At 61.5% G+C, this 18,785-nt stretch carries 23 protein-coding genes; 17 read left to right on the forward strand and 6 right to left on the reverse strand.

Going from position 1 to position 18,785, the window contains the following annotated elements; all coding sequences use genetic code 11:
• Nucleotides 1–44: 44 nt before the first annotated feature.
• Nucleotides 45–1,241 (reverse strand): ABC transporter permease, encoded by a 1,197-nt coding sequence (locus SR858_RS02340; protein WP_019924407.1) that lies wholly within the window; start codon nucleotides 1,239–1,241, stop codon nucleotides 45–47.
• Nucleotides 1,242–1,244: 3 nt separating this feature from the next.
• Entirely contained in the window at nucleotides 1,245–2,024 is a 780-nt protein-coding gene (locus SR858_RS02345) for an ABC transporter ATP-binding protein (RefSeq protein WP_019924406.1), read from the reverse strand.
• A 132-nt stretch (nucleotides 2,025–2,156) separates the two neighbouring features.
• Here SR858_RS02345 and SR858_RS02350 point away from each other — a divergent pair, with 132 nt between their 5' ends.
• Nucleotides 2,157–2,591 (forward strand): hypothetical protein, encoded by a 435-nt coding sequence (locus SR858_RS02350; protein WP_322534320.1) that lies wholly within the window; start codon nucleotides 2,157–2,159, stop codon nucleotides 2,589–2,591.
• Nucleotides 2,592–2,631: 40 nt separating this feature from the next.
• Nucleotides 2,632–3,273 (forward strand): 2-polyprenyl-3-methyl-6-methoxy-1,4-benzoquinone monooxygenase, encoded by a 642-nt coding sequence (coq7, locus tag SR858_RS02355; RefSeq protein WP_026637752.1) that lies wholly within the window; start codon nucleotides 2,632–2,634, stop codon nucleotides 3,271–3,273.
• Between the two features lie 7 nt (nucleotides 3,274–3,280).
• Here the strand turns inward: coq7 and SR858_RS02360 are convergent, their stop codons facing one another.
• Nucleotides 3,281–3,706 carry an OsmC family protein gene (locus SR858_RS02360; RefSeq protein ID WP_019924403.1) on the reverse strand — a complete coding sequence of 142 codons (426 nt, stop codon included), beginning with the start codon at nucleotides 3,704–3,706 and terminating at the stop codon, nucleotides 3,281–3,283.
• A 213-nt stretch (nucleotides 3,707–3,919) separates the two neighbouring features.
• On the opposite strand from SR858_RS02360, the gene rplM reads away from it, so the two are divergent.
• From rplM to erpA, 4 genes are all read left to right on the forward strand, one after another.
• Entirely contained in the window at nucleotides 3,920–4,348 is a 429-nt protein-coding gene (rplM, locus tag SR858_RS02365; RefSeq protein ID WP_019924402.1) for a 50S ribosomal protein L13, read from the forward strand.
• A gap of 9 nt (nucleotides 4,349–4,357) precedes the next feature.
• Nucleotides 4,358–4,750 (forward strand): 30S ribosomal protein S9, encoded by a 393-nt coding sequence (gene rpsI / locus SR858_RS02370; RefSeq protein ID WP_019924401.1) that lies wholly within the window; start codon nucleotides 4,358–4,360, stop codon nucleotides 4,748–4,750.
• 167 nt (nucleotides 4,751–4,917) lie between these two features.
• A complete protein-coding gene (gene argC / locus SR858_RS02375; RefSeq protein ID WP_019924400.1) occupies nucleotides 4,918–5,955 on the forward strand; it encodes an N-acetyl-gamma-glutamyl-phosphate reductase in 1,038 nt (345 codons plus the stop codon).
• Nucleotides 5,956–6,052: 97 nt separating this feature from the next.
• Nucleotides 6,053–6,415 carry an iron-sulfur cluster insertion protein ErpA gene (gene erpA, locus SR858_RS02380; RefSeq protein WP_026637751.1) on the forward strand — a complete coding sequence of 121 codons (363 nt, stop codon included), beginning with the start codon at nucleotides 6,053–6,055 and terminating at the stop codon, nucleotides 6,413–6,415.
• Between the two features lie 90 nt (nucleotides 6,416–6,505).
• On the opposite strand, the gene SR858_RS02385 is transcribed toward erpA, so the two are convergent.
• Both SR858_RS02385 and SR858_RS02390 read right to left on the reverse strand, forming a co-directional pair.
• Complete coding sequence (locus tag SR858_RS02385) at nucleotides 6,506–7,603, reverse strand: anhydro-N-acetylmuramic acid kinase (protein WP_019924398.1); 1,098 nt, start codon at nucleotides 7,601–7,603, stop codon at nucleotides 6,506–6,508.
• Between the two features lie 156 nt (nucleotides 7,604–7,759).
• Nucleotides 7,760–9,154 carry a M23 family metallopeptidase gene (locus SR858_RS02390; protein ID WP_026637750.1) on the reverse strand — a complete coding sequence of 465 codons (1,395 nt, stop codon included), beginning with the start codon at nucleotides 9,152–9,154 and terminating at the stop codon, nucleotides 7,760–7,762.
• Between the two features lie 160 nt (nucleotides 9,155–9,314).
• Here SR858_RS02390 and tyrS point away from each other — a divergent pair, with 160 nt between their 5' ends.
• The 11 genes from tyrS (at nucleotide 9,315) to SR858_RS02445 (ending at nucleotide 18,408) form a co-directional block, all read left to right on the forward strand.
• Nucleotides 9,315–10,565 (forward strand): tyrosine--tRNA ligase, encoded by a 1,251-nt coding sequence (tyrS, locus tag SR858_RS02395; protein ID WP_026637749.1) that lies wholly within the window; start codon nucleotides 9,315–9,317, stop codon nucleotides 10,563–10,565.
• Nucleotides 10,562–11,020, forward strand: a complete 459-nt coding sequence (dtd, locus tag SR858_RS02400) for a D-aminoacyl-tRNA deacylase (RefSeq protein WP_019924395.1) — start codon at nucleotides 10,562–10,564, stop codon at nucleotides 11,018–11,020. Before tyrS ends, dtd begins: the two co-directional genes overlap by 4 nt.
• 11 nt (nucleotides 11,021–11,031) lie before the next feature.
• Entirely contained in the window at nucleotides 11,032–11,700 is a 669-nt protein-coding gene (locus tag SR858_RS02405; protein WP_019924394.1) for a YbhB/YbcL family Raf kinase inhibitor-like protein, read from the forward strand.
• On the forward strand, nucleotides 11,697–12,344 hold the full coding sequence (locus SR858_RS02410) for a histidine phosphatase family protein (RefSeq protein ID WP_019924393.1): 648 nt from the start codon (nucleotides 11,697–11,699) through the stop codon (nucleotides 12,342–12,344). The genes SR858_RS02405 and SR858_RS02410 overlap by 4 nt, the downstream gene beginning before the upstream one ends.
• A 109-nt stretch (nucleotides 12,345–12,453) precedes the next feature.
• Nucleotides 12,454–13,470, forward strand: coding sequence for a tRNA dihydrouridine synthase DusB (gene dusB, locus SR858_RS02415; RefSeq protein WP_084670176.1), 1,017 nt, complete (start codon nucleotides 12,454–12,456; stop codon nucleotides 13,468–13,470).
• Between the two features lie 124 nt (nucleotides 13,471–13,594).
• Entirely contained in the window at nucleotides 13,595–13,828 is a 234-nt protein-coding gene (locus SR858_RS02420) for a helix-turn-helix domain-containing protein (RefSeq protein ID WP_008445162.1), read from the forward strand.
• 98 nt (nucleotides 13,829–13,926) lie between these two features.
• A complete protein-coding gene (gene purH / locus SR858_RS02425; protein WP_019924391.1) occupies nucleotides 13,927–15,513 on the forward strand; it encodes a bifunctional phosphoribosylaminoimidazolecarboxamide formyltransferase/IMP cyclohydrolase in 1,587 nt (528 codons plus the stop codon).
• Between the two features lie 88 nt (nucleotides 15,514–15,601).
• Complete coding sequence (gene ruvC / locus SR858_RS02430; protein WP_019924390.1) at nucleotides 15,602–16,174, forward strand: crossover junction endodeoxyribonuclease RuvC; 573 nt, start codon at nucleotides 15,602–15,604, stop codon at nucleotides 16,172–16,174.
• 29 nt (nucleotides 16,175–16,203) lie between these two features.
• Entirely contained in the window at nucleotides 16,204–16,782 is a 579-nt protein-coding gene (gene ruvA, locus SR858_RS02435) for a Holliday junction branch migration protein RuvA (RefSeq protein WP_026637748.1), read from the forward strand.
• A gap of 109 nt (nucleotides 16,783–16,891) precedes the next feature.
• Nucleotides 16,892–17,950, forward strand: coding sequence for a Holliday junction branch migration DNA helicase RuvB (gene ruvB / locus SR858_RS02440; RefSeq protein ID WP_019924388.1), 1,059 nt, complete (start codon nucleotides 16,892–16,894; stop codon nucleotides 17,948–17,950).
• Nucleotides 17,950–18,408 carry a YaiI/YqxD family protein gene (locus SR858_RS02445; protein ID WP_019924387.1) on the forward strand — a complete coding sequence of 153 codons (459 nt, stop codon included), beginning with the start codon at nucleotides 17,950–17,952 and terminating at the stop codon, nucleotides 18,406–18,408. The genes ruvB and SR858_RS02445 overlap by 1 nt, the downstream gene beginning before the upstream one ends.
• On the opposite strand, the gene SR858_RS02450 is transcribed toward SR858_RS02445, so the two are convergent.
• Entirely contained in the window at nucleotides 18,405–18,785 is a 381-nt protein-coding gene (locus SR858_RS02450; protein WP_019924386.1) for a YbaN family protein, read from the reverse strand. The two genes, SR858_RS02445 and SR858_RS02450, sit on opposite strands and share 4 nt — an antisense overlap.

Here is an 18,785-nt window from a genome sequence, read left to right on the forward strand (position 1 = left end):
GGCCAGACTGCGCAAACTGCCCACCAAAACGAGGTTCCCGGGCCTTAATTCCTGAACAGGACCTGCTCGCGGTTGAACCACCACCGGCACATGGCCAGCAGCAGCCCGGCCGTGACCGTGGACGAGAGCATGATGGCGGACAACATGCGGTATTCCATGGTGCCCTTGACCAGCTCCTTCATGGCCAGCGCCACGTTGGTCAGCGGCACCATGGCCCAGCCCCAGTTCATTTCCACGCCGGGCAGCAGCGCCACCATGGTGGGCAGGATGATGACGATGATCAGCGGCGAGATCATGCCGGCCGCCTCCTTGTAGCTCTTGGCGTAAATCGAGATCGCCAGCAGTATGGCGGCAAAGATGGCTGCCGTGGGCACCAGCATTACTGCCAGCAGTGCCAGGTCGAGCATGTTAATCGAACGCACCACCTGGGCCAGGTCGCCGCTGAACAAGTGGCCGCCAAAGGTGAGCACCGCGCCCAGGCTCGCGATCATCAACAGCGCCGAGGTCAGTCCCACCGTAAACAACATCAGGAACTTGGCCAGCACGATGGCCGTGCGCGAGACTGGCGCGAGCAGCAAGGTTTCCAGCGTGCCTCTTTCCTTTTCGCCAGCGCCGGTGTCGATGGCCGGGTACATGGCTGCCAGCAGGCACACCATCAATAGCAAATACGGCACCATGCCGCCCATCATCGCGCCCATTTGTTCGCGCTTGTTGGCAGTAGAGCGGTCGAGCAGGGCGACCGGGTCGAGCACGTAGCGCTGCTGCGGCGCGGAGAGGCCCATGTCGGCCAGCGCCTGCTGGCGCAAGGCATTGTTTTCAACGGCCAGCACCGCCATCACCCGCTTGCGGGTGACGTCGATGGTGGCGGCGCTGTTGTAATGCAGCTCGATTTGCGATTGTTCGCGGCGCGCCAGGGTATTCTGCGCCGCTGCCGGGATCACCAGCGCGAACTTGATCCGTTCGTCGGCAATCGCGGCGCGGATGTCGGCAGGCGCGGCCAGCGCCACCCGCTTGAAGCTCGGTTCGGCGGCGAAGCGCTGCGCCAGCGCGGGCGCGTGCTCCTGGCCGAAGATTGCGTATGCCATCTCCGCTTCGCGCGCCTGCTTGAACATCGACGAGGACAGCATGCCGAAGGCGGCAAAGATCAGCGGCATGGCAAACACCGGGATGACGATGGTGAAAATGAAAGTCTTGCGGTCGCGTATCAGCTCCAGCAATTCTTTCAGGTAGATGGTCCACATGGTCTAGCCTCCGCGATGGATGACGCCCACAAAGGCGTCGTACAGGTCGGCGCTGCCGCCCAGGTGGCGCAGCGCGTCCACGGTGCCGTGGAAAGCGGTCACGCCGTGGTTGACGATGCACACGCGGTCGCACACTTTTTCCACCTCGTGCAGGTGGTGGGTGGAAAAGATCAGCGGCACCCGCAGCGCCTTGTAGCTGGCGATAAAGTCGAGCAGGATCTTGGCCGACATCACGTCCAGGCCGGTGGTGGGTTCGTCGAGGATGACGATTTGCGGCTCGTGCACCACGGTGCGGGCGATCGCGCATTTCTGCTTCATGCCGGTGGAGAGCTGGTCGGCGCGCTTGTTGCCGTACTCGTTCATGTCCAGCAACGTAAACAGTTCGTCGCAGCGGCGTTTCAGGTGATCGGGCCGCATGCCGTGCAGCTTGCCGAAGTACTCGACGTTTTCGCGCGCGGTCAGGCGGCCGTACAGGCCGGTGCTGCCGGACAGGAAGCCGATATACTGGCGCGCCACCAGCGGATCGCGCAACAGGTCGACGCCGTTGGCGTGGATGCTGCCGGCGTCCGGCGTCAGCGCGGTGGAGAGCAGGCGCAGGGTGGTGGTCTTGCCGGCGCCGTTGGGGCCGAGCAAACCCAGCACTTCGCCGGGAGCGCAACTGAAGGACACATCGCGCACCGCGTGGAACCAGCCGTCGTGCTCGCGCACATCGCGCGCGGAGGCCGGCGCGGCGCCACGCTTGGGCAGGCGGAAACGTTTCGCCAGGCCTTTCACCTCGATCATAAAGTTGTCCTTTTTTTAAAATGTGCCCAAGAGTAACATGAGAAAAAACATTCGTCCAAGCCACACTTTGCTACCTGGCGCGCTACAAATCGCCCCCGGTGCTTGCTATAGTGATTACAAAGAAAGGCGCTCATGTTGACTCCCCAAATCAAAGACAAAATGTTGGCGGTCATGCAGGCCGGCGTGGATCGCAGCGAAGCGACGGGATTTTTTCGCACCGCCCTCGGGCTGTTCTACCTGTCTAGCCTGATGACCAAGGAGACCCTGGACTTCAAGCAGATCGACCGCGACTACAACCGCTTCATCTATCACGCAATCGGCAAGGGCCACACCATCACCAGCATCCTGCAATACATGAGCGGGGAAAAAGTGGTGCGGGTGGTGGAATCGAAGCGCTTTCTCAAATCGTTCGGCGAACTGTGTACCGAGGTGCCGGTGGAAAGCATTCCGTTTTTGCTGGGACTGAACCTGGGCGTGGCCAAGGACATCTCGAAAATCGACGTGCGCGGCCCGGTGGCCGACTACATCGAGCGCCAGCGGCAGCTGCGCGAAGAGGCGGATTCGTAACCGGCGTCTTATAATGGCGCTTTCAACAAGCGAGTTGACCATGGCTGCCCATTTCCACAATCCCCTCGACCGTTTTATCTCCGGCGCCGACAAGGCCCTGCGCGTGATCGCTGGCGTTGCCTCGGCTTCGCGACCGACCCCGGGCCAGTTTGCGCCTGATGCCGAGCTCAGCGAAGAAGAACGCCGCCACGCCGCCGGCCTGATGCGGGTGAATCATGTGGGGGAAGTGTGTGCGCAGGCGCTGTACAACTCGCAGGCGCGCTTTGCCCGCACCGAGCAAATCCGCCAGCAGTTCGAGCACTCGAGCCGCGAGGAAGAAGACCACCTGGCCTGGACCGCGCAGCGACTGGGCGAACTCGGTTCGCATACCAGCGTGCTCAATCCCCTGTTCTACGCCGGTTCGTATGCGCTGGGCACGGTAGCAGCCTTGCTGGGCGATCCGAAAAGCCTGGGGTTTGTGGTAGAAACCGAACGCCAGGTGGAAGCCCACCTGCAAAGCCACCTGGAAAAACTGCCGCCGCAGGATATCAAATCGCGCGCGATCGTGGACCAGATGCGGCTCGATGAAATCGAACACGGCGCGGCCGCGCAGGCGCTGGGCGCGGCAGAGATGCCGGCGCCGGTGAAAGCAGTCATGGCAGTCATGGGCAAGGTGATGACCACGACTGCTTACCGCGTCTAAATAATAACTAAGCGACCTCTACTATTTCAAACGAGTGGGTGATCTCGGCGGTCTTGCCGATCATGATCGATGCCGAGCAATACTTGTCGTGCGACAGCGAGATCGCCCGTTCTACCGCTTCCGGTTTCAGGCCCTTGCCGGTCACCGTGAAGTGGAAGTTGATCTTGGTGAACACCTTCGGATCGGTCTCGGCGCGGTCGGCCTTGAGCGTGCATTCGCAGCCGCGAATGTCGGCGCGGCCTTTTTTCAGGATCAGCACCACGTCATAGGCGGTGCAGCCACCGGTACCCAGCAACACCATTTCCATCGGCCGTGGCGCCAGGTTGTTGCCGCCGCCCTCGGGCGCGCCATCCATGTTGACCAGGTGGCCCGAACCGGTCTGGGCCAGGAAACTCATGCCCGACGGGCCATTCCAGCTGACTTTGCATTCCATCGCATTCTCCAAGTTATGTGGCCTTATTGTAATGGCCCGCGCCCAGCCTGTGTTTTCAGGGCCTGCACGCCACAGCGGGCTTGACGCCGCCAGTCGTTGCCGCTTATACTTGTCGGCTTTCCGTTCGCTCAGGAAAGTAAATAAGAAGGCCGAGTCCGCTGAAACCATGGCGGAACCACCATTTGAGCGTGTTTTAATATTTAGGAAGTCAACATGAAAACTTTTTCCGCTAAGGGCCATGAAGTCCAGCGTGATTGGTTCGTGATTGACGCGACGGACAAAGTCCTCGGACGTGTTGCCAGCGAAGTGGCACTCCGACTGCGCGGCAAACACAAGCCAGAATTTACTCCTCACGTCGATACCGGCGATTACATCGTCATCATCAACGCAGGCAAACTGCGCGTGACCGGCACCAAAGCAACCGAGAAGACCTACTACCGTCACTCGGGCTACCCAGGTGGCATCTACGAGACCAACTTCCTGAAAATGCAACAGCGTTTCCCAGGTCGCGCTCTGGAAAAAGCCGTCAAGGGCATGCTGCCAAAAGGCCCACTGGGCTACGCCATGATCAAGAAGCTGAAAGTGTACGCCGAAGGTTCGCACCCGCACGCTGCCCAGCAACCTAAAGCACTCGAAATCTAAGGAACTGACATGATCGGTAACTACAATTACGGCACCGGCCGTCGCAAGAGTGCAGTAGCTCGTGTGTTCATCAAAGTTGGCACTGGCCAAATCATCGTTAACGGCAAGCCAGCTGCTGAGTACTTCTCGCGCGAAACCGGCCTGATGGTTATTCGTCAACCACTGGAACTGACCGGCAACGTCGAGCGTTTTGACATCAAAGTCAACGTGCACGGCGGCGGCGAGTCGGGCCAGGCAGGTGCTGTGCGTCACGGCATCACCCGCGCCCTGATCGACTACGATGCAGCGCTGAAACCGGACCTGGCCAAAGCCGGCTTCGTGACCCGCGATGCACGTGAAGTTGAGCGTAAAAAAGTTGGTCTGCGCAAAGCACGTCGCGCAAAACAATTCTCGAAGCGTTAATTTTTCGCTTCCGGCATGCGGGCTTGCCCCGCGTGCCGTACAAAAAGCCGCCGGCCTTGTGTCGGGCGGCTTTTTTGCTATCTGGCTACTGTCATGCGGCGGTAGTCGTTGCCTGATAAAATGGCATTCGAATATTTCTCCACGCATCACTACTCAAGGATTAGAACATGATCAAAGTTGGCATCGTCGGCGGCACCGGATACACCGGAGTGGAATTGCTGCGACTGTTGGCAGTCCACCCTGACGTGCAGTTGACGGCCATTACGTCGCGCAAGGAAGATGGCTTGCCGGTTGCCGATATGTTCCCTTCGCTGCGCGGCAGCGTGGACATCGCTTTCTCGTCGCCCGACAAGGCCGACCTGACCCAGTGCGACGTGGTGTTCTTCGCCACCCCGCACGGCGTGGCCATGGCCCAGGCGCCGGCGCTGTTGGCGGCCGGCGTCAAGGTCATCGACCTGGCGGCCGACTTCCGCATCAAGGACAAGGCCGTCTTTGAAAAATGGTACAAGATCGAGCACACCTGCCCGGAACTCCTGGAAGAAGCCGCCTATGGCCTGGCCGAACTGAACCGCGCAGCGATCCAGGGCGCGCGCCTGGTCGCCAATCCTGGCTGCTATCCGACCACCATGCAGCTCGGCTACTACCCGCTGCTCAAGGCCGGCCTGATCGACGCCGGCGGCCTGATCGCCGACTGCAAGTCGGGCGTGTCCGGCGCCGGTCGCAAGGCGGAAATCGGCACCCTGTTCTCCGAGTCGAGCGACAACTTCAAGGCCTACGGCGTAGCCGGCCACCGCCACACGCCGGAAACCTCGGCCCAGCTGCAAAAGTTCACCGAAGATAAAGTGGCCCTGGTCTTCACGCCGCACCTGGTACCGATGATCCGTGGCATGCATTCCACGCTGTACGGTCGCCTGACCAAAGATGTCACCAACGAGGAACTGCAGGCATTGTTCGAAGAGCAGTACAAGGACAGCCCGTTCGTCGACGTGATGCCGTTCGGCTCGCATCCTGAAACCCGCTCCACCCGCGGCTCGAACATGCTGCGCCTGGCGCTGCACCGTCCGGACAACGGCAATACCGTGATCGTGCTGGTAGTGCAGGACAACCTGGTCAAGGGTGCATCCGGCCAGGCCGTGCAGTGCATGAACCTGATGTTCGGCCTGGAAGAGACCACCGGACTGAAACAAATCGCGCTGTTGCCTTGATTTGTGGGTTTTCGATGCCAAATCTGAGGGTGTCGGAGCAGGAAACCCGGCAGGGGTCTATAATGGCCGCTAAATGCTTAACTCGTAGGAGTCTCAAATGAATGCTGTTGCTGAAAGTCTGGACGTAATGCCAGCTCCTATCGTGTTTACCGATAGCGCTGCCGAAAAAGTCGCCCAACTGATCGAGGAAGAGGGCAATCCCGACCTGAAATTGCGCGTGTTCGTGCAGGGTGGCGGTTGCTCCGGCTTCCAGTACGGTTTCACGTTTGATGAAATCGTCAACGAAGACGACACCACCATGGTCAAGAACGGCGTCGAGCTGTTGATCGATTCGATGAGCTACCAGTACCTGGTCGGCGCGGAAATCGACTACAAGGACGACCTCGAAGGCGCCCAGTTCGTGATCAAGAACCCGTCGGCCACCTCGACCTGCGGTTGCGGTTCGTCGTTCTCGGTGTAAGTTTCGGACATACACGCGGCGCCCGGCGCCATGTAAAAAGGCGGTACAACCTCGGTTGTGCCGCCTTTTTTATGCGTGGTCCTGAAACAGTCAGCGCGGGTACAGCGCGCCCAGCACCCGTTCGCCGGCAGCGCCGGTAACAGCCGGCAGGTTGCCCGCCAGCCGCTCGGTGAACCGGAAACCGAGCCAGGCAAACGCCAGCGCCTCCACCCGGTTCGGCGCCACGCCCAATGCCTGAGTGGACGCCACCATCACCTGCTTGCCCAGCGCCGCACCGAGTTCGCTCATCAGGACGCTGTTGTAGGCGCCGCCGCCGCACACATACACGGCGTCCGCGCCGCTGCCGTGGGCCTGGATGGCCTGGGCCAGCGACAAGGCCGTCAAGCGGGTGAGCGTGGCTTGCACGTCCGCGGGCGCGGCCTCGCGGTATACGGCCAGGCGCGCGTCGAGCCAGTCGAGGTGGAACAGGTCGCGGCCCGTGCTTTTCGGCGGCGGCAGGGCCAGGTATGGTTCGCGCAGCAGTTCCGCGAGCAACTCCGGCAGCACCGCGCCGCTGGCGGCCCAGGCGCCGTCGGCGTCGTACTCCTTGTCCTGGTGGCGGGCGATCCAGGCGTCCATCAGTACATTGCCCGGACCGGTATCGAAGCCGGTGACCGCGCCATCGCCGCCCAGCACGCTGATATTGGCGATGCCGCCGATATTGGCCACTACCCGGGTGCTGCCGGCCTTGCCGAACAGCGTCTGGTGGAAGGCTGGCACCAGCGGCGCGCCCTGGCCGCCGGCGGCTACGTCGCGACTGCGGAAGTCGGCAATCACGTCGATGCCGCACAACTCGGCCAGCAGGGCGGGGTGGTTGACCTGGCGAGTAAAGCCCAGTTCGGGGCGGTGGCGGATGGTCTGGCCATGCACGGCCACCGCAGTGATCTCTGCGGCGGCGAGACTGGCATCGGCCAGCAGGGCCGCCACGCAGTCGGCATAGTGCCGCGCGAGTTGAATCGCCGCAGCCGCTTCGCGCTCGATCTCGTTGTCGCCGGGCGCCTGCAGCGCCATCAGCTCGGCGCGCAGCGCGGGCGGGAAGGCGATGTAGGCGGCGCCACGCGTGGTGATGTCGGCACCGGAAAAGTCCGCCAGTGCACCATCAACACCGTCGAGGCTGGTGCCCGACATCAAACCGATATACAGAGCCATGTCGCGTCCTTACGTCATTCGTTGGGAAAAATGTATTTTGCCTGAGCTTGCGTGTGCTGTCGCACGGAAGCGGACGCCGTGGCGGCGCATGATGATAAAAAAACAGGCCGATGCGGCGGCCTGTTTTCTAGAGTGAAGATTTACAGCGGGAAAAAATTACTTGGCAGCCATGCGGGTGTTGCCGCCGTTGAAGCCGGACTGGCCCGATTGCAGCAGGGCGATGCGGTGCGTCATGTCCGAAGCATAGACCTTGAAACGCGACATTTCTGCGGCGGTCAGAGGGGCCTGGGCTTGCACGTTCATCTTGTTCGGATCACGGGCTTCGCCGCCAACACGGAATTCATAGTGCAGGTGGGCGCCGGTGGACCAGCCAGTGTTGCCTACGTAACCGATGATGTCGCCCTGGCTCACTTTACCGCCCTTTTTGATGCCCGAACCAAAACGGCTCATGTGGGCGTAGGCGGTGCTGTAGTTGTTCCAGTGCTTGATGGTGACCAGGTTGCCATAGCCATTCTGGGTACCGGCAAATTCGATCGTGCCATCGCCAGCGGCGCGGATCGGCGTGCCGATAGGCGCTGGGAAATCGATGCCCTTGTGGGCTTTCCACTGGCCCGAGACAGGGTGCACGCGCATCGAGAATCCCGACGAAATGCGGGTGAACTCCACCGGCGACTTCAGGAATGCTTTTTTCAGCGACTTGCCGTCGAAGCTGTAGTAGCCGCCACCTTGCTTGCTTTGCGGATCTTCGTACCAGACCGACTGGTACGTCGTACCACGGTTGGTGAATTCGCCAGCCAGGATGCGGCCTGCCTTGACGAATTCGCCATCTTGCCAGAAGGTTTCGTACACCACGTTGAAGCGGTCGCCACGTTTCACATCGCCGCGGAAGTCGATATTGGTGGAGAACATTTCAATGATTTGCTTGACGATGGCGTCAGGCAGCTTGGCGCCATCCTTGTCGGAATCGGTTGCCGCGTACAGGTTGCTCGAAATGGTGCGCGCGTGCATTTCAACGCGGCGTTCCAGCTTCGCAGCTTCTTCCTGTGCAACAAAACTGTCGCCCTTGCGGGTGACCGTGATGTTTTTCACTGGCATGTCCTTGCCATCGACCACCGTCGCCCGCAGCCATTGCAGATTGCCGATTTCATCGGTTTGCGCTTGAACGCGCTTGCCGGTTTTCAGCTGCATGACGCCTTTGGCGATCTTGTCCTTCTTGATGAAGGACTCGGCGTCGTTGTCGTCCACGCCGAGGCGGGTCAACAGCGTTGCCAGCGTATCGCCGGAGCGTACGCGTTCTTCATGGACGAACTGTTCGGTGGAGGATTGCTGCTCGAGTGCGGAGATTTGCTTGCCGAGATCCGGCATGGCAACGGCTTCCTGAATCGATGTCACTGGCAAATCCGACGCGTCGGGAGCGAGTGGCGCCACTGCGGCAGCGCCAAAAGCACATACTGTGAGGGCGAAAGCCGAAGCGGAGATGATGCGCTTCTTCGGCGTGGAACCGACCAGTTTATATAAGCGTGAGCTCGTGAATTTATGTATTTGGTTCATGCAATCAGTTAGAATTTACCGCTTGAACTATTCAGGAACGTTTATTTTCTTCTAATTCTAATCGTTGTTCGTTTTCGTAGAGCAAGATTGATGGGATCACGGATTATAACAAAGTCCTGGCAACTGCTACCTTTTTCTGAAAAAAAACCTCTCAAAAGTTATGACTACCTCTTCCTCGACGCCGGCCCCTTCGAAAGCACTGCCCTTGAGCGACAATGTACAGGAGGCACTCGCGATCACCAAGCGCGGTGTCGACGAGTTGCTCATTGAAAGCGAGTTCGCCCAAAAGCTGGCCCGCTCCGAGCAATCGGGCGTACCGCTGCGCATCAAACTGGGCCTGGACCCGACCGCGCCCGACCTGCACCTGGGCCACACCGTGGTGCTCAACAAGATGCGCCAGCTGCAAGACCTGGGCCACCAAGTGATTTTCCTGATCGGCGACTTCACCTCGATGATCGGCGACCCGTCCGGCCGCAACGCCACCCGTCCGCCGCTGACGAAAGAGCAGGTCGAGCAAAACGCCATGACCTACTTCAAGCAGGCTTCGCTGGTACTTGACGCTGCCAAGACCGAAATCCGCTACAACTCCGAGTGGTGCGACCCGCTCGGTGCGCGCGGGCTGATCCAGCTGGCCTCGCGCTACACGGTGGCGCGCATGATGGAGCGCGACGATTTCACCAAGCGTTTCAAGAGTGGGACACCGATTGCGGTCCACGAGTTCCTTTATCCTTTGATGCAGGGTTACGATTCGGTCGCGCTCAAGGCCGACCTCGAGCTGGGCGGCACCGACCAGAAGTTCAACCTGCTGGTGGGCCGCGAACTGCAAAAAGACTACGCGCAAGAGCCGCAATGCATTTTGACCATGCCGCTGCTCGAAGGTTTGGACGGCGTGGAAAAAATGTCGAAGTCCAAGAACAACTACATCGGCATCACCGAGCCGGGCAACACCATGTTCGCCAAGATCATGAGCGTGTCCGACGAGATGATGTGGAAATACTATGATTTGCTGTCGTTCCGCTCGATTGCCGACATTGCGGCATTGAAGGCGACAGTCGCCGGCGGCGCCAACCCGCGCGACGCCAAGGTGGCAATCGCCCAGGAAATCGTCGCCCGTTTCCACTCGCAGGCCGCTGCCGAGGAAGCGTTGAACGACTTCGTCAACCGCTCCAAGGGCGGCATCCCGGACGACGTGGCCGAAGTCGCGCTTACCGGCGCGCCGCTGGGCCTGCCGCAACTGCTCAAGCAGGCCGGCCTGTGCCCTTCGACCTCGGAAGCGATGCGCATGGTCGATCAAGGCGGCGTACGCCTCGACGGTACCGTGCTCAGCGACAAATCGTTAAAAGTTGAAGCCGGCACCTTCGTGCTGCAAGTGGGCAAGCGCAAGTTCGCCCGCGTTACGCTCACAGTATGATCGCGCTGTTGCAACGGGTGTCCAGCGCCAGCGTGGTGGTCGATGGCGCCACCATCGGCGCCATCGACGCCGGCCTGATGGTGCTGGTTTGCGCCGAGCGCGGCGACACCGAAAAGGAGGCCGACACCTTGCTGGCCAAACTGCTCGGCTACCGCGTGTTCGGCGACGATGCCGGCAAGATGAACCGCAGCGTCGCCGACGTTGGCGGCGGTGTGCTGCTGGTGCCGCAATTTACGCTGGCCGCCGACACCCGTTCGGGCACGCGACCGTCGTTTACGCCCGCCGCCGCGCCGGCCGATGGCTTGCGCCTGTTTTCCCATTTCGTGGACCAGGCCAGGCTCAAGCATCCGGTGGTGCAGACCGGCCAGTTCGGCGCCGACATGAAAGTAACGCTTACCAACGACGGGCCGGTAACGTTCTGGTTACAAGTATCGGCGAAACCGAGTCCCACATAAAGGAAGCAGCAATGAAGCTGGTGAGTGACAGTGTGCGTAATGGCCGCCCCTTGCCGGCCGAATTCGCGTTTGGTGCGTTGGACCGCGGCGGCAAGGTGGTGCTGTCAAGCAACCGTAACCCGCACCTGGCCTGGTCCGACGTGCCAGCCGGCGCCGAGTCGCTGGTGCTGCTGTGCATCGACGGCGATGCGCCGGTCGATGTTATCCACGCCAACCGCGCCGATGCGTCGCTGTCCGCGCTTGAGCCTCGCGGCGATTTTTTCCACTGGAGCCTGGTCGATATTCCCGTGTCGCGCCGCGAAATGCCGGCTGGCGCGTTTTCAAACGGCATCACGCCGCATGGCAAGCCGGGGCCCGAGGTCACCATGGGCGACCTGGCGCTGCGCCAGGGACTCAACGATTACACCGGCTGGTTCGCGCACGACGCCGCCATGGCTGGCGACTACTACGGCTACGATGGCCCGTGCCCGCCGTGGAACGACGAACGCGTGCACCACTACATTTTTCGCCTGTACGCGCTCGACGTGCCGCGCCTGGACCTGGCCGCGCGGTTTACCTGCGCCGACGTATTGAATGCCATCCACGGCCACATCATCGATGAAGCGCAACTGATCGCCACCTACACCCTCAATCCCGCCCTGGCGCCCCACGCTGCCAAGGGCAAACCGAAGACTGCATGAACACTACCAAGATAGTACTGATTCGCCATGGCGAAACGGCGTGGAACGCCGTGCGCCGCCTGCAAGGCCATATCGATATTCCGCTCAACCTCGAAGGCGAACGCCAGGCGCGTGCCCTGGCCGAGGTGCTGGCGGGGGAGGGGCTGGACCTGGTCGTCTCGAGCGACCTGCAACGCGCGCTGCAAACGGCGCAGGCGGTGGCGGTGCACTACGACCACGCCACCGTGCACACTGACGCCGCCTTGCGCGAGCGCGGTTATGGCGCGTTCGAAGGCATGTTGTACACCGAGATCGAGCAGCAATACCCGCAGGATTTCGTGCTGTGGCAGGCGCGCGATATCGACGCGGTGATGCCGGCCGGCGACCGCGTGGCCGAAAGCTTCCGCCAGTTTTATGCGCGCGCGATTGGCGCCATCGGCCGCTGGGCGGAGCAACATCCGGGCAAGACGATTGCCATCGTGGCCCACGGCGGCGTGCTCGAATGCGCGTACCGCGAGGCGGTCGGCATGCAGCTCGACAGCCCGCGCGATTTCCAGGTCAAGAATGCCAGCATCAACCGGTTTCATTATGCCGACGGCAAGCTGGTGCTCGACAGCTGGGGCGAGGTGGCGCACCTGGCCATCGCCCTGGACGACATCATCTGAACAAAGTCAAGCGCACACCCTTGCCGATTTAATAAAAAAATAGTGCTTATTAAATGAGCAGTCCTTGGGTTAAAATAGAAGGTTCCTCCTTTCCCACCAGGTAACGTCTGTGCAAATCGGTCCTCATTTACTGCGTAACAACGTATTTGTCGCTCCCATGGCGGGTGTGACCGATCGGCCGTTCCGCCAGCTGTGCAAGCAGTTGGGGGCTGGCTACGCGGTATCCGAGATGGCGGCGTCCAATCCACGCCTGTGGGCGACCGAAAAAAGCTCGCGCCGCACCGACCACGCGGGCGAAATGGAGCCGAAAGCCGTGCAAATCGCCGGCGCCGATCCGCAAGACCTGGCCGACTGCGCGCGTTTCAATGTCGAGCGTGGCGCCCAGATCATCGATATCAACATGGGTTGCCCGGTTAAAAAAGTGTGCAACAGCTGGTGCGGTTCGGCCCTGCTGCAAAACGTGCCGCTGGTGCGCGAGATACTCGCTGCCGTGGTCGGCGCGGTGGATGTGCCGGTCACACTGAAATTCCGTACCGGCTGGAACCGCGAGAACAAGAACGCGCTGGCGATTGCCCGCATCGCGGAAGACGCCGGCATCGCCATGCTCACCCTGCATGGCCGTACCCGCGCCGACGGCTACACCGGCGACGCCGAGTACGACACCATTGCTGCCGTCAAGCAATCGGTGCTGATCCCGGTGGTCGCCAACGGCGACATCACCACGCCCGAAAAAGCCAAATTCGTACTCGATTACACGGGCGCGGATGCGGTGATGGTGGGACGCGCGGCGCAGGGCCGGCCGTGGATCTTCCGCGAGATCGACCATTTCCTGCAAACCGGCAACCACCTGCCGGCACCGACTATCGCCGAGGTACGTGCGCTGATGGACGAACACCTGCGCGCCCACTACGGTTTCTACGGCGACTATCTGGGCGTGCGCACCGCACGCAAGCACATCGGCTGGTACGTGCGCGACCTGCCTGGCGGCGAGGAATTCCGGCAACGGATGAACCTGCTGGAGTGCACCGAGGCGCAGCTCGAAGCGGTGGACCAGTTCTTCGAATCGCAGCGGCAGTGGGGCGAGCGGTTACAATACCGCCTCTCCGAAGATTTGCAAGCCGCATAGCCTGTCGTGATCAGCGAGCCGCAAGCCAGCCAGCACTAAAAAAGTCATATCAAAAGGGTAAGCGCCCGGGCCACAAGCCTGGTGATGATTTACCAGCGTCAACAGATTATTGAGAACGTACAAAATGAGCAAAGAAAGTATCCAGGAAGTAGTGCAGAAAAGCCTTGAAGACTACTTCAACGACCTGGGCGAGCAGCAGGCGTCGAATATCTACGACATGGTCGTGCTGACCGTCGAGAAGCCGATACTGGAAGTGGTCATGACGCGCGCGGACGGCAACCAGTCGCACGCGGCGCAGATGCTGGGCATCAACCGCAATACTTTGCGCAAGAAATTGCAAGAGCACGGCCTGCTGTAACGGCCTGCGTTTTCCGGCGTGGACGGCTGGGGATCGGCCGTTGTGCCGATTGTTTCTCCTCATTCAAACCACCTAGCTAAACGACTTAGCCTTCAGCCATGATTAAATCAGCTCTCATCTCCGTTTCCGACAAAACCGGTGTGCTGGACTTCGCCCGCGCGTTGTCCGCCATGGGCGTCAAGCTCCTGTCCACCGGCGGCACCGCCAAAATGCTGGCCGACAACGGCCTGGCCGTGACCGAAGTGGCCGACTACACCGGCTTCCCGGAAATGCTCGATGGCCGCGTCAAGACACTGCACCCGAAAGTGCACGGTGGCATCCTGGCCCGCCGCGATTTCCCCGAGCACATGGCCAAACTGGCCGAGCACGACATTCCGACCATCGACATGGTGGTGGTCAACCTGTATCCGTTCCAGGCGACTGTTGCCAAGGAAGACTGCTCGCTCGACGACGCCATCGAAAACATCGACATCGGTGGCCCGGCCATGCTGCGCTCGTCGGCCAAGAACCACAAGGACGTGGTCGTGATCTGCGATCCGGCCGACTACGGCGTGGTGCTGGCGGAAATGAAAACCACCGACAACACCCCCGGGTTCGTCAGCTACGAAACCCGCTTCCGCCTGGCCACCAAGGTGTATGCCCACACGGCCCAGTACGATGGGGCCATCGCCAACTACCTGACCAGCCTGGGCCCGGACCGCGCCCATGCCACCCGTGGCGCGTATCCGAAGAACCTGAACGTGGCGTTTGAAAAAGTGCAGGACATGCGCTACGGCGAGAACCCGCACCAGTCGGCCGCGTTCTACCGCGACGTGATGGCAACGCCGGGCGCGCTGGCCAACTATCGCCAGCTGCAAGGCAAGGAACTGTCGTTCAACAATATCGCGGACGCCGATGCTGCATGGGAATGCGTGAAGAGCATGGGCGGCTTCGACCAGAGCGCCGCGTGCGTGATCGTCAAGCACGCCAATCCGTGCGGCGTGGCCCTGGGCACCGACGCTGCCGACGCTTACAAGCGCGCGCTGCAAACCGATCCGACCTCGGCATTCGGCGGCATCATCGCCTTCAACGTGGAAGTCGATGCGGCTGCTGCCGTGGAACTGGCCAAGCTGTTCGTCGAAGTGCTGATCGCGCCAGTGTTTACCGCTGAAGCGAAACAGATCCTGTCGGCCAAGCAGAACGTGCGCCTGCTGGAAATTCCTTTGGGCGATGGCGTCAACGCCATGGACTTCAAGCGCGTCGGTGGCGGCTTGCTGGTGCAGTCGGCCGATTCGAAAAACGTGCTGGTCGGCGACCTGAAAGTGGTCTCGAAGCTGCAACCGACGCCGCAGCAACTGCAAGACCTGATGTTCGCCTGGCGCGTGGCCAAGTACGTCAAATCGAACGCCATCGTCTTCTGCGGCAACAACATGACGCTGGGCGTGGGCGCCGGCCAGATGAGCCGCATCGACTCGGCCCGCATCGCATCGATCAAGGCGCAAAACGCCGGCCTGTCGCTGACCGGTTCGGTCGTGGCGTCGGACGCGTTCTTCCCGTTCCGTGACGGCCTCGACGTGGTGGTCGATGCGGGGGCGACCTGCGTGATTCATCCTGGTGGTTCGATGCGTGACCAGGAAGTGATCGATGCGGCTGATGAGCGCGGCGTAGTAATGGTTTATACGGGCGTTCGCCATTTCCGTCATTAATCATTAATCATTAATCTTTAGCGACAGTTTGATCCTTCATCCCCGCTTTTGCGGGGATGGTCATTTTTAGCCATAGTACAATCCCGGCATGATTATTCTCGGCATCGACCCCGGCCTGCGCACCACTGGCTTTGGCGTCATCCACAAGCAGGGCGCCAAGTTGCGCTACATTGCTTCCGGCACCATCAAGAGCGGCGAGGGCAATTTGCCTACCCGTCTCAAGGTGATCCTGGACGGCGTGGCTGAAGTCGCGCGCATTTACCAGCCCGAGTGCTCGGCCATCGAGCAGGTGTTCGTCAACGTCAATCCGCAATCGACCTTGCTGCTGGGCCAGGCCCGTGGCGCGGCCATTTGCGCGCTGGTGTCGGCCAACCTGGCGGTGGCCGAATATTCGCCGACCCAGATCAAGCAGGCCGTCGTCGGCACGGGCCGCGCCGTCAAGTCGCAGGTGCAGGACATGGTGGCGCGGTTGTTGTCGCTGCCCGGCCTGCCCGGCACCGACGCAGCGGATGCGCTCGGCATTGCCATCTGCCACGCCCACAGCCGCGACACGCTGACCCTGATCGCCAGCGCCGGCATCAAGACCACTACTGCTGGCGCCACCGCGCTCGGTGGTCCGCTGGCTGGCATGCGCATGAAGCGCGGCCGCCTAGTTGGCTAATTTATCCCCATTCACAAGGTGTACACACGATGATCGGTCGTCTCTCCGGTATTTTGCTTGAAAAAAATCCGCCGCAATTGCTGGTCGATTGCGGCGGCGTCGGCTACGAAGTCGATGTCTCGATGAGCACGTTCTACAACCTGCCCAACGTGGGCGAGAAGGTGGTGCTGTTCACCCACCAGGCCATCCGTGAGGATGCCCATTTGCTGTTCGGCTTTGGCCACGCCGACGAGCGCGCCGTGTTCCGTTTGCTGATCAAGATCAGCGGCGTCGGCGCGCGCACCGCGCTGTCGATCCTGTCCGGCATGTCGATCGCCGACCTGGCGCAGGCGGTGACGCTGCAGGAATCGGGCCGCCTGATCAAGGTACCCGGCATCGGCAAGAAAACCGCCGAACGCCTGCTGCTGGAACTCAAGGGCAAGCTGGGCCCGGACCTGGGCTCGGCCGGTTCGCCCTCGGTACCCGACTCGCAATCGGACATCCTCAACGCGCTGCTGGCGCTGGGCTACTCCGACAAGGAAGCGTTGCTGGCGCTCAAAACCGTTCCGGCCGGCGCCGGCGTGTCGGATGGTATCAAGCAGGCGTTGAAGGCGTTGTCCAAGGGGTGATGTTCTGGCTGGGCGGTTTGCGCAAACTAGCCTACACTGTGCATAGGCAGGCCGGGCATCCGCCTGTTTTGCATGCATTTCGCACCAATTCACCACGACCAAGTAACGCATGAGCATCCAGACCGACAGCTTCACCGAACAGCGCATTATCGACGCAGCGCCTACGTCGCCCAACGAAGAGGCCATCGAACGGGCCTTGCGTCCCAAGCTTCTCGATGAATATGTCGGGCAGTCCAAGATCCGCGACCAGCTCGAGATTTTTATTGCCGCCGCGCGCAATCGCAGCGAGGCGCTCGACCACACTCTGCTGTTCGGCCCGCCCGGTCTCGGTAAAACCACGCTGGCCAACATCATTGCCCGCGAGATGGGCGTCAACCTGCGCCAGACGTCGGGCCCGGTGCTCGAGCGTCCCGGTGACCTGGCCGCGATTCTGACCAACCTCGAAGCGAACGACGTGCTGTTCATCGACGAGATCCACCGCCTGTCGCCGGTGGTCGAGGAAATCCTGTACCCGGCGCTCGAAGACTACCAGATCGATATCATGATCGGCGAAGGGCCGGCTGCGCGCTCGGTCAAGCTCGACCTGCAACCGTTTACCCTGGTCGGCGCCACCACCCGCGCCGGCATGTTGACCAATCCGCTGCGCGACCGCTTCGGCATCGTCGCCCGCCTCGAGTTTTATAATACCGAGGAACTGACCAGGATCGTCACCCGCAGCGCCGCGCTGCTCAAGGCCAATATCCATCCGGACGGCGCGGTGGAAATCGCCCGCCGCGCGCGCGGCACGCCGCGTATTGCCAACCGCCTGCTGCGCCGCGTGCGCGACTACGCGGAAGTGAAAAGCAATGGCGACATTACCAAGGCCACGGCCGATGCCGCGCTGGTCATGCTCGACGTCGATACCGTCGGCTTCGACGTGATGGACCGCAAACTGCTCGAAGCGGTGCTGTTCAAGTTCGGCGGCGGCCCGGTGGGCATCGGCAACCTGGCGGCAGCCATCGGCGAAGCGGCCGACACCATCGAGGACGTGCTCGAACCCTACCTGATCCAGCAAGGCTTTTTGCAGCGCACGCCGCGCGGCCGGGTCGCCACGCCGGCCGCCTACCGCCACTTCGGCGTCACGCCGCCGCGCACCAGCCCCAACGGTGAACTGTGGACGGACCTGTGATGCAGATCTGGGTCGATGCCGATGCCTGTCCGGCGGTGGTAAAAGATATCCTGTACCGGGTAGCCGACCGCATGCAGTTGCAGGTCACGCTGGTAGCCAACCAGTTACTTAGAGTGCCGCCGTCGCGCTTTATCCGTTCGGTGCAAGTGCCGTCCGGCGCCGACGTGGCCGACCAGGAAATCGTGCGCCTGCTGGCGCCGGGCGACCTGGTGGTAACGGGCGACATTCCGCTGGCGTCCGATGTATTGAAGAAGGGCGGCTTTGCGCTCAACCCGCGCGGCGAGTTCTACACCAACGACAACATCGCCCAGATGTTGACCATGCGGGCCTTCATGGACGAACTGCGCGGCAGCGGGGTGGACACCGGCGGCCCGGCAGCCTTCAGCCAGAGCGATCGCCAGAGCTTTGCCAACAGCCTCGACCGGCACTTGCGCAAGCATGCGACGCCGCCAGCTTAGTCCGGCTTTTTCGCCAGCGCCATGGTCGGTACAAAGCGCGTCAGATAGATCGTCACACCCGCGCCGATCACCACCAGCAGCACTTGCAACGTCGGCAAATGCTGCAAGCGCCACATCGAATACCCCATCGAGCACCACATGAAGATCAGCACCCAGACCTTGGCGCGCAGCGGCATGCCGTGGCCGTTTTCGTAGTCGCGCAGGTATTTGCCGAACACGCGGTTGGTTTGCAGCCAGTTGTGCATGCGCGAGGAGCCGCGCGCGAAGCAGGCGGAAGCGAGCAGCAGGAATGGCGTGGTGGGCAGCAGCGGCAGGAAGATGCCCAGCACGCCCAGCGCCACGGCGATCCACCCCACCAGGATCAGGAATATTTTCAT

Source organism: Duganella zoogloeoides, assembly GCF_034479515.1.
Lineage (GTDB): Bacteria > Pseudomonadota > Gammaproteobacteria > Burkholderiales > Burkholderiaceae_D > Rugamonas > Rugamonas zoogloeoides.

Coding starts and splice junctions, on each gene's coding strand:
- SR858_RS02340 (WP_019924407.1), bottom strand. CDS start 1,241: ATGTGGACCATCTACCTGAAAGAATTGCTGGAGCTGATACGCGACCGC.
- SR858_RS02345 (WP_019924406.1), bottom strand. CDS start 2,024: ATGATCGAGGTGAAAGGCCTGGCGAAACGTTTCCGCCTGCCCAAGCGT.
- SR858_RS02350 (WP_322534320.1), top strand. CDS start 2,157: ATGTTGACTCCCCAAATCAAAGACAAAATGTTGGCGGTCATGCAGGCC.
- coq7 (WP_026637752.1), top strand. CDS start 2,632: ATGGCTGCCCATTTCCACAATCCCCTCGACCGTTTTATCTCCGGCGCC.
- SR858_RS02360 (WP_019924403.1), bottom strand. CDS start 3,706: ATGGAATGCAAAGTCAGCTGGAATGGCCCGTCGGGCATGAGTTTCCTG.
- rplM (WP_019924402.1), top strand. CDS start 3,920: ATGAAAACTTTTTCCGCTAAGGGCCATGAAGTCCAGCGTGATTGGTTC.
- rpsI (WP_019924401.1), top strand. CDS start 4,358: ATGATCGGTAACTACAATTACGGCACCGGCCGTCGCAAGAGTGCAGTA.
- argC (WP_019924400.1), top strand. CDS start 4,918: ATGATCAAAGTTGGCATCGTCGGCGGCACCGGATACACCGGAGTGGAA.
- erpA (WP_026637751.1), top strand. CDS start 6,053: ATGAATGCTGTTGCTGAAAGTCTGGACGTAATGCCAGCTCCTATCGTG.
- SR858_RS02385 (WP_019924398.1), bottom strand. CDS start 7,603: ATGGCTCTGTATATCGGTTTGATGTCGGGCACCAGCCTCGACGGTGTT.
- SR858_RS02390 (WP_026637750.1), bottom strand. CDS start 9,154: ATGAACCAAATACATAAATTCACGAGCTCACGCTTATATAAACTGGTC.
- tyrS (WP_026637749.1), top strand. CDS start 9,315: ATGACTACCTCTTCCTCGACGCCGGCCCCTTCGAAAGCACTGCCCTTG.
- dtd (WP_019924395.1), top strand. CDS start 10,562: ATGATCGCGCTGTTGCAACGGGTGTCCAGCGCCAGCGTGGTGGTCGAT.
- SR858_RS02405 (WP_019924394.1), top strand. CDS start 11,032: ATGAAGCTGGTGAGTGACAGTGTGCGTAATGGCCGCCCCTTGCCGGCC.
- SR858_RS02410 (WP_019924393.1), top strand. CDS start 11,697: ATGAACACTACCAAGATAGTACTGATTCGCCATGGCGAAACGGCGTGG.
- SR858_RS02420 (WP_008445162.1), top strand. CDS start 13,595: ATGAGCAAAGAAAGTATCCAGGAAGTAGTGCAGAAAAGCCTTGAAGAC.
- purH (WP_019924391.1), top strand. CDS start 13,927: ATGATTAAATCAGCTCTCATCTCCGTTTCCGACAAAACCGGTGTGCTG.
- ruvC (WP_019924390.1), top strand. CDS start 15,602: ATGATTATTCTCGGCATCGACCCCGGCCTGCGCACCACTGGCTTTGGC.
- ruvA (WP_026637748.1), top strand. CDS start 16,204: ATGATCGGTCGTCTCTCCGGTATTTTGCTTGAAAAAAATCCGCCGCAA.
- ruvB (WP_019924388.1), top strand. CDS start 16,892: ATGAGCATCCAGACCGACAGCTTCACCGAACAGCGCATTATCGACGCA.
- SR858_RS02445 (WP_019924387.1), top strand. CDS start 17,950: ATGCAGATCTGGGTCGATGCCGATGCCTGTCCGGCGGTGGTAAAAGAT.
- SR858_RS02450 (WP_019924386.1), bottom strand. CDS start 18,785: ATGAAAATATTCCTGATCCTGGTGGGGTGGATCGCCGTGGCGCTGGGC.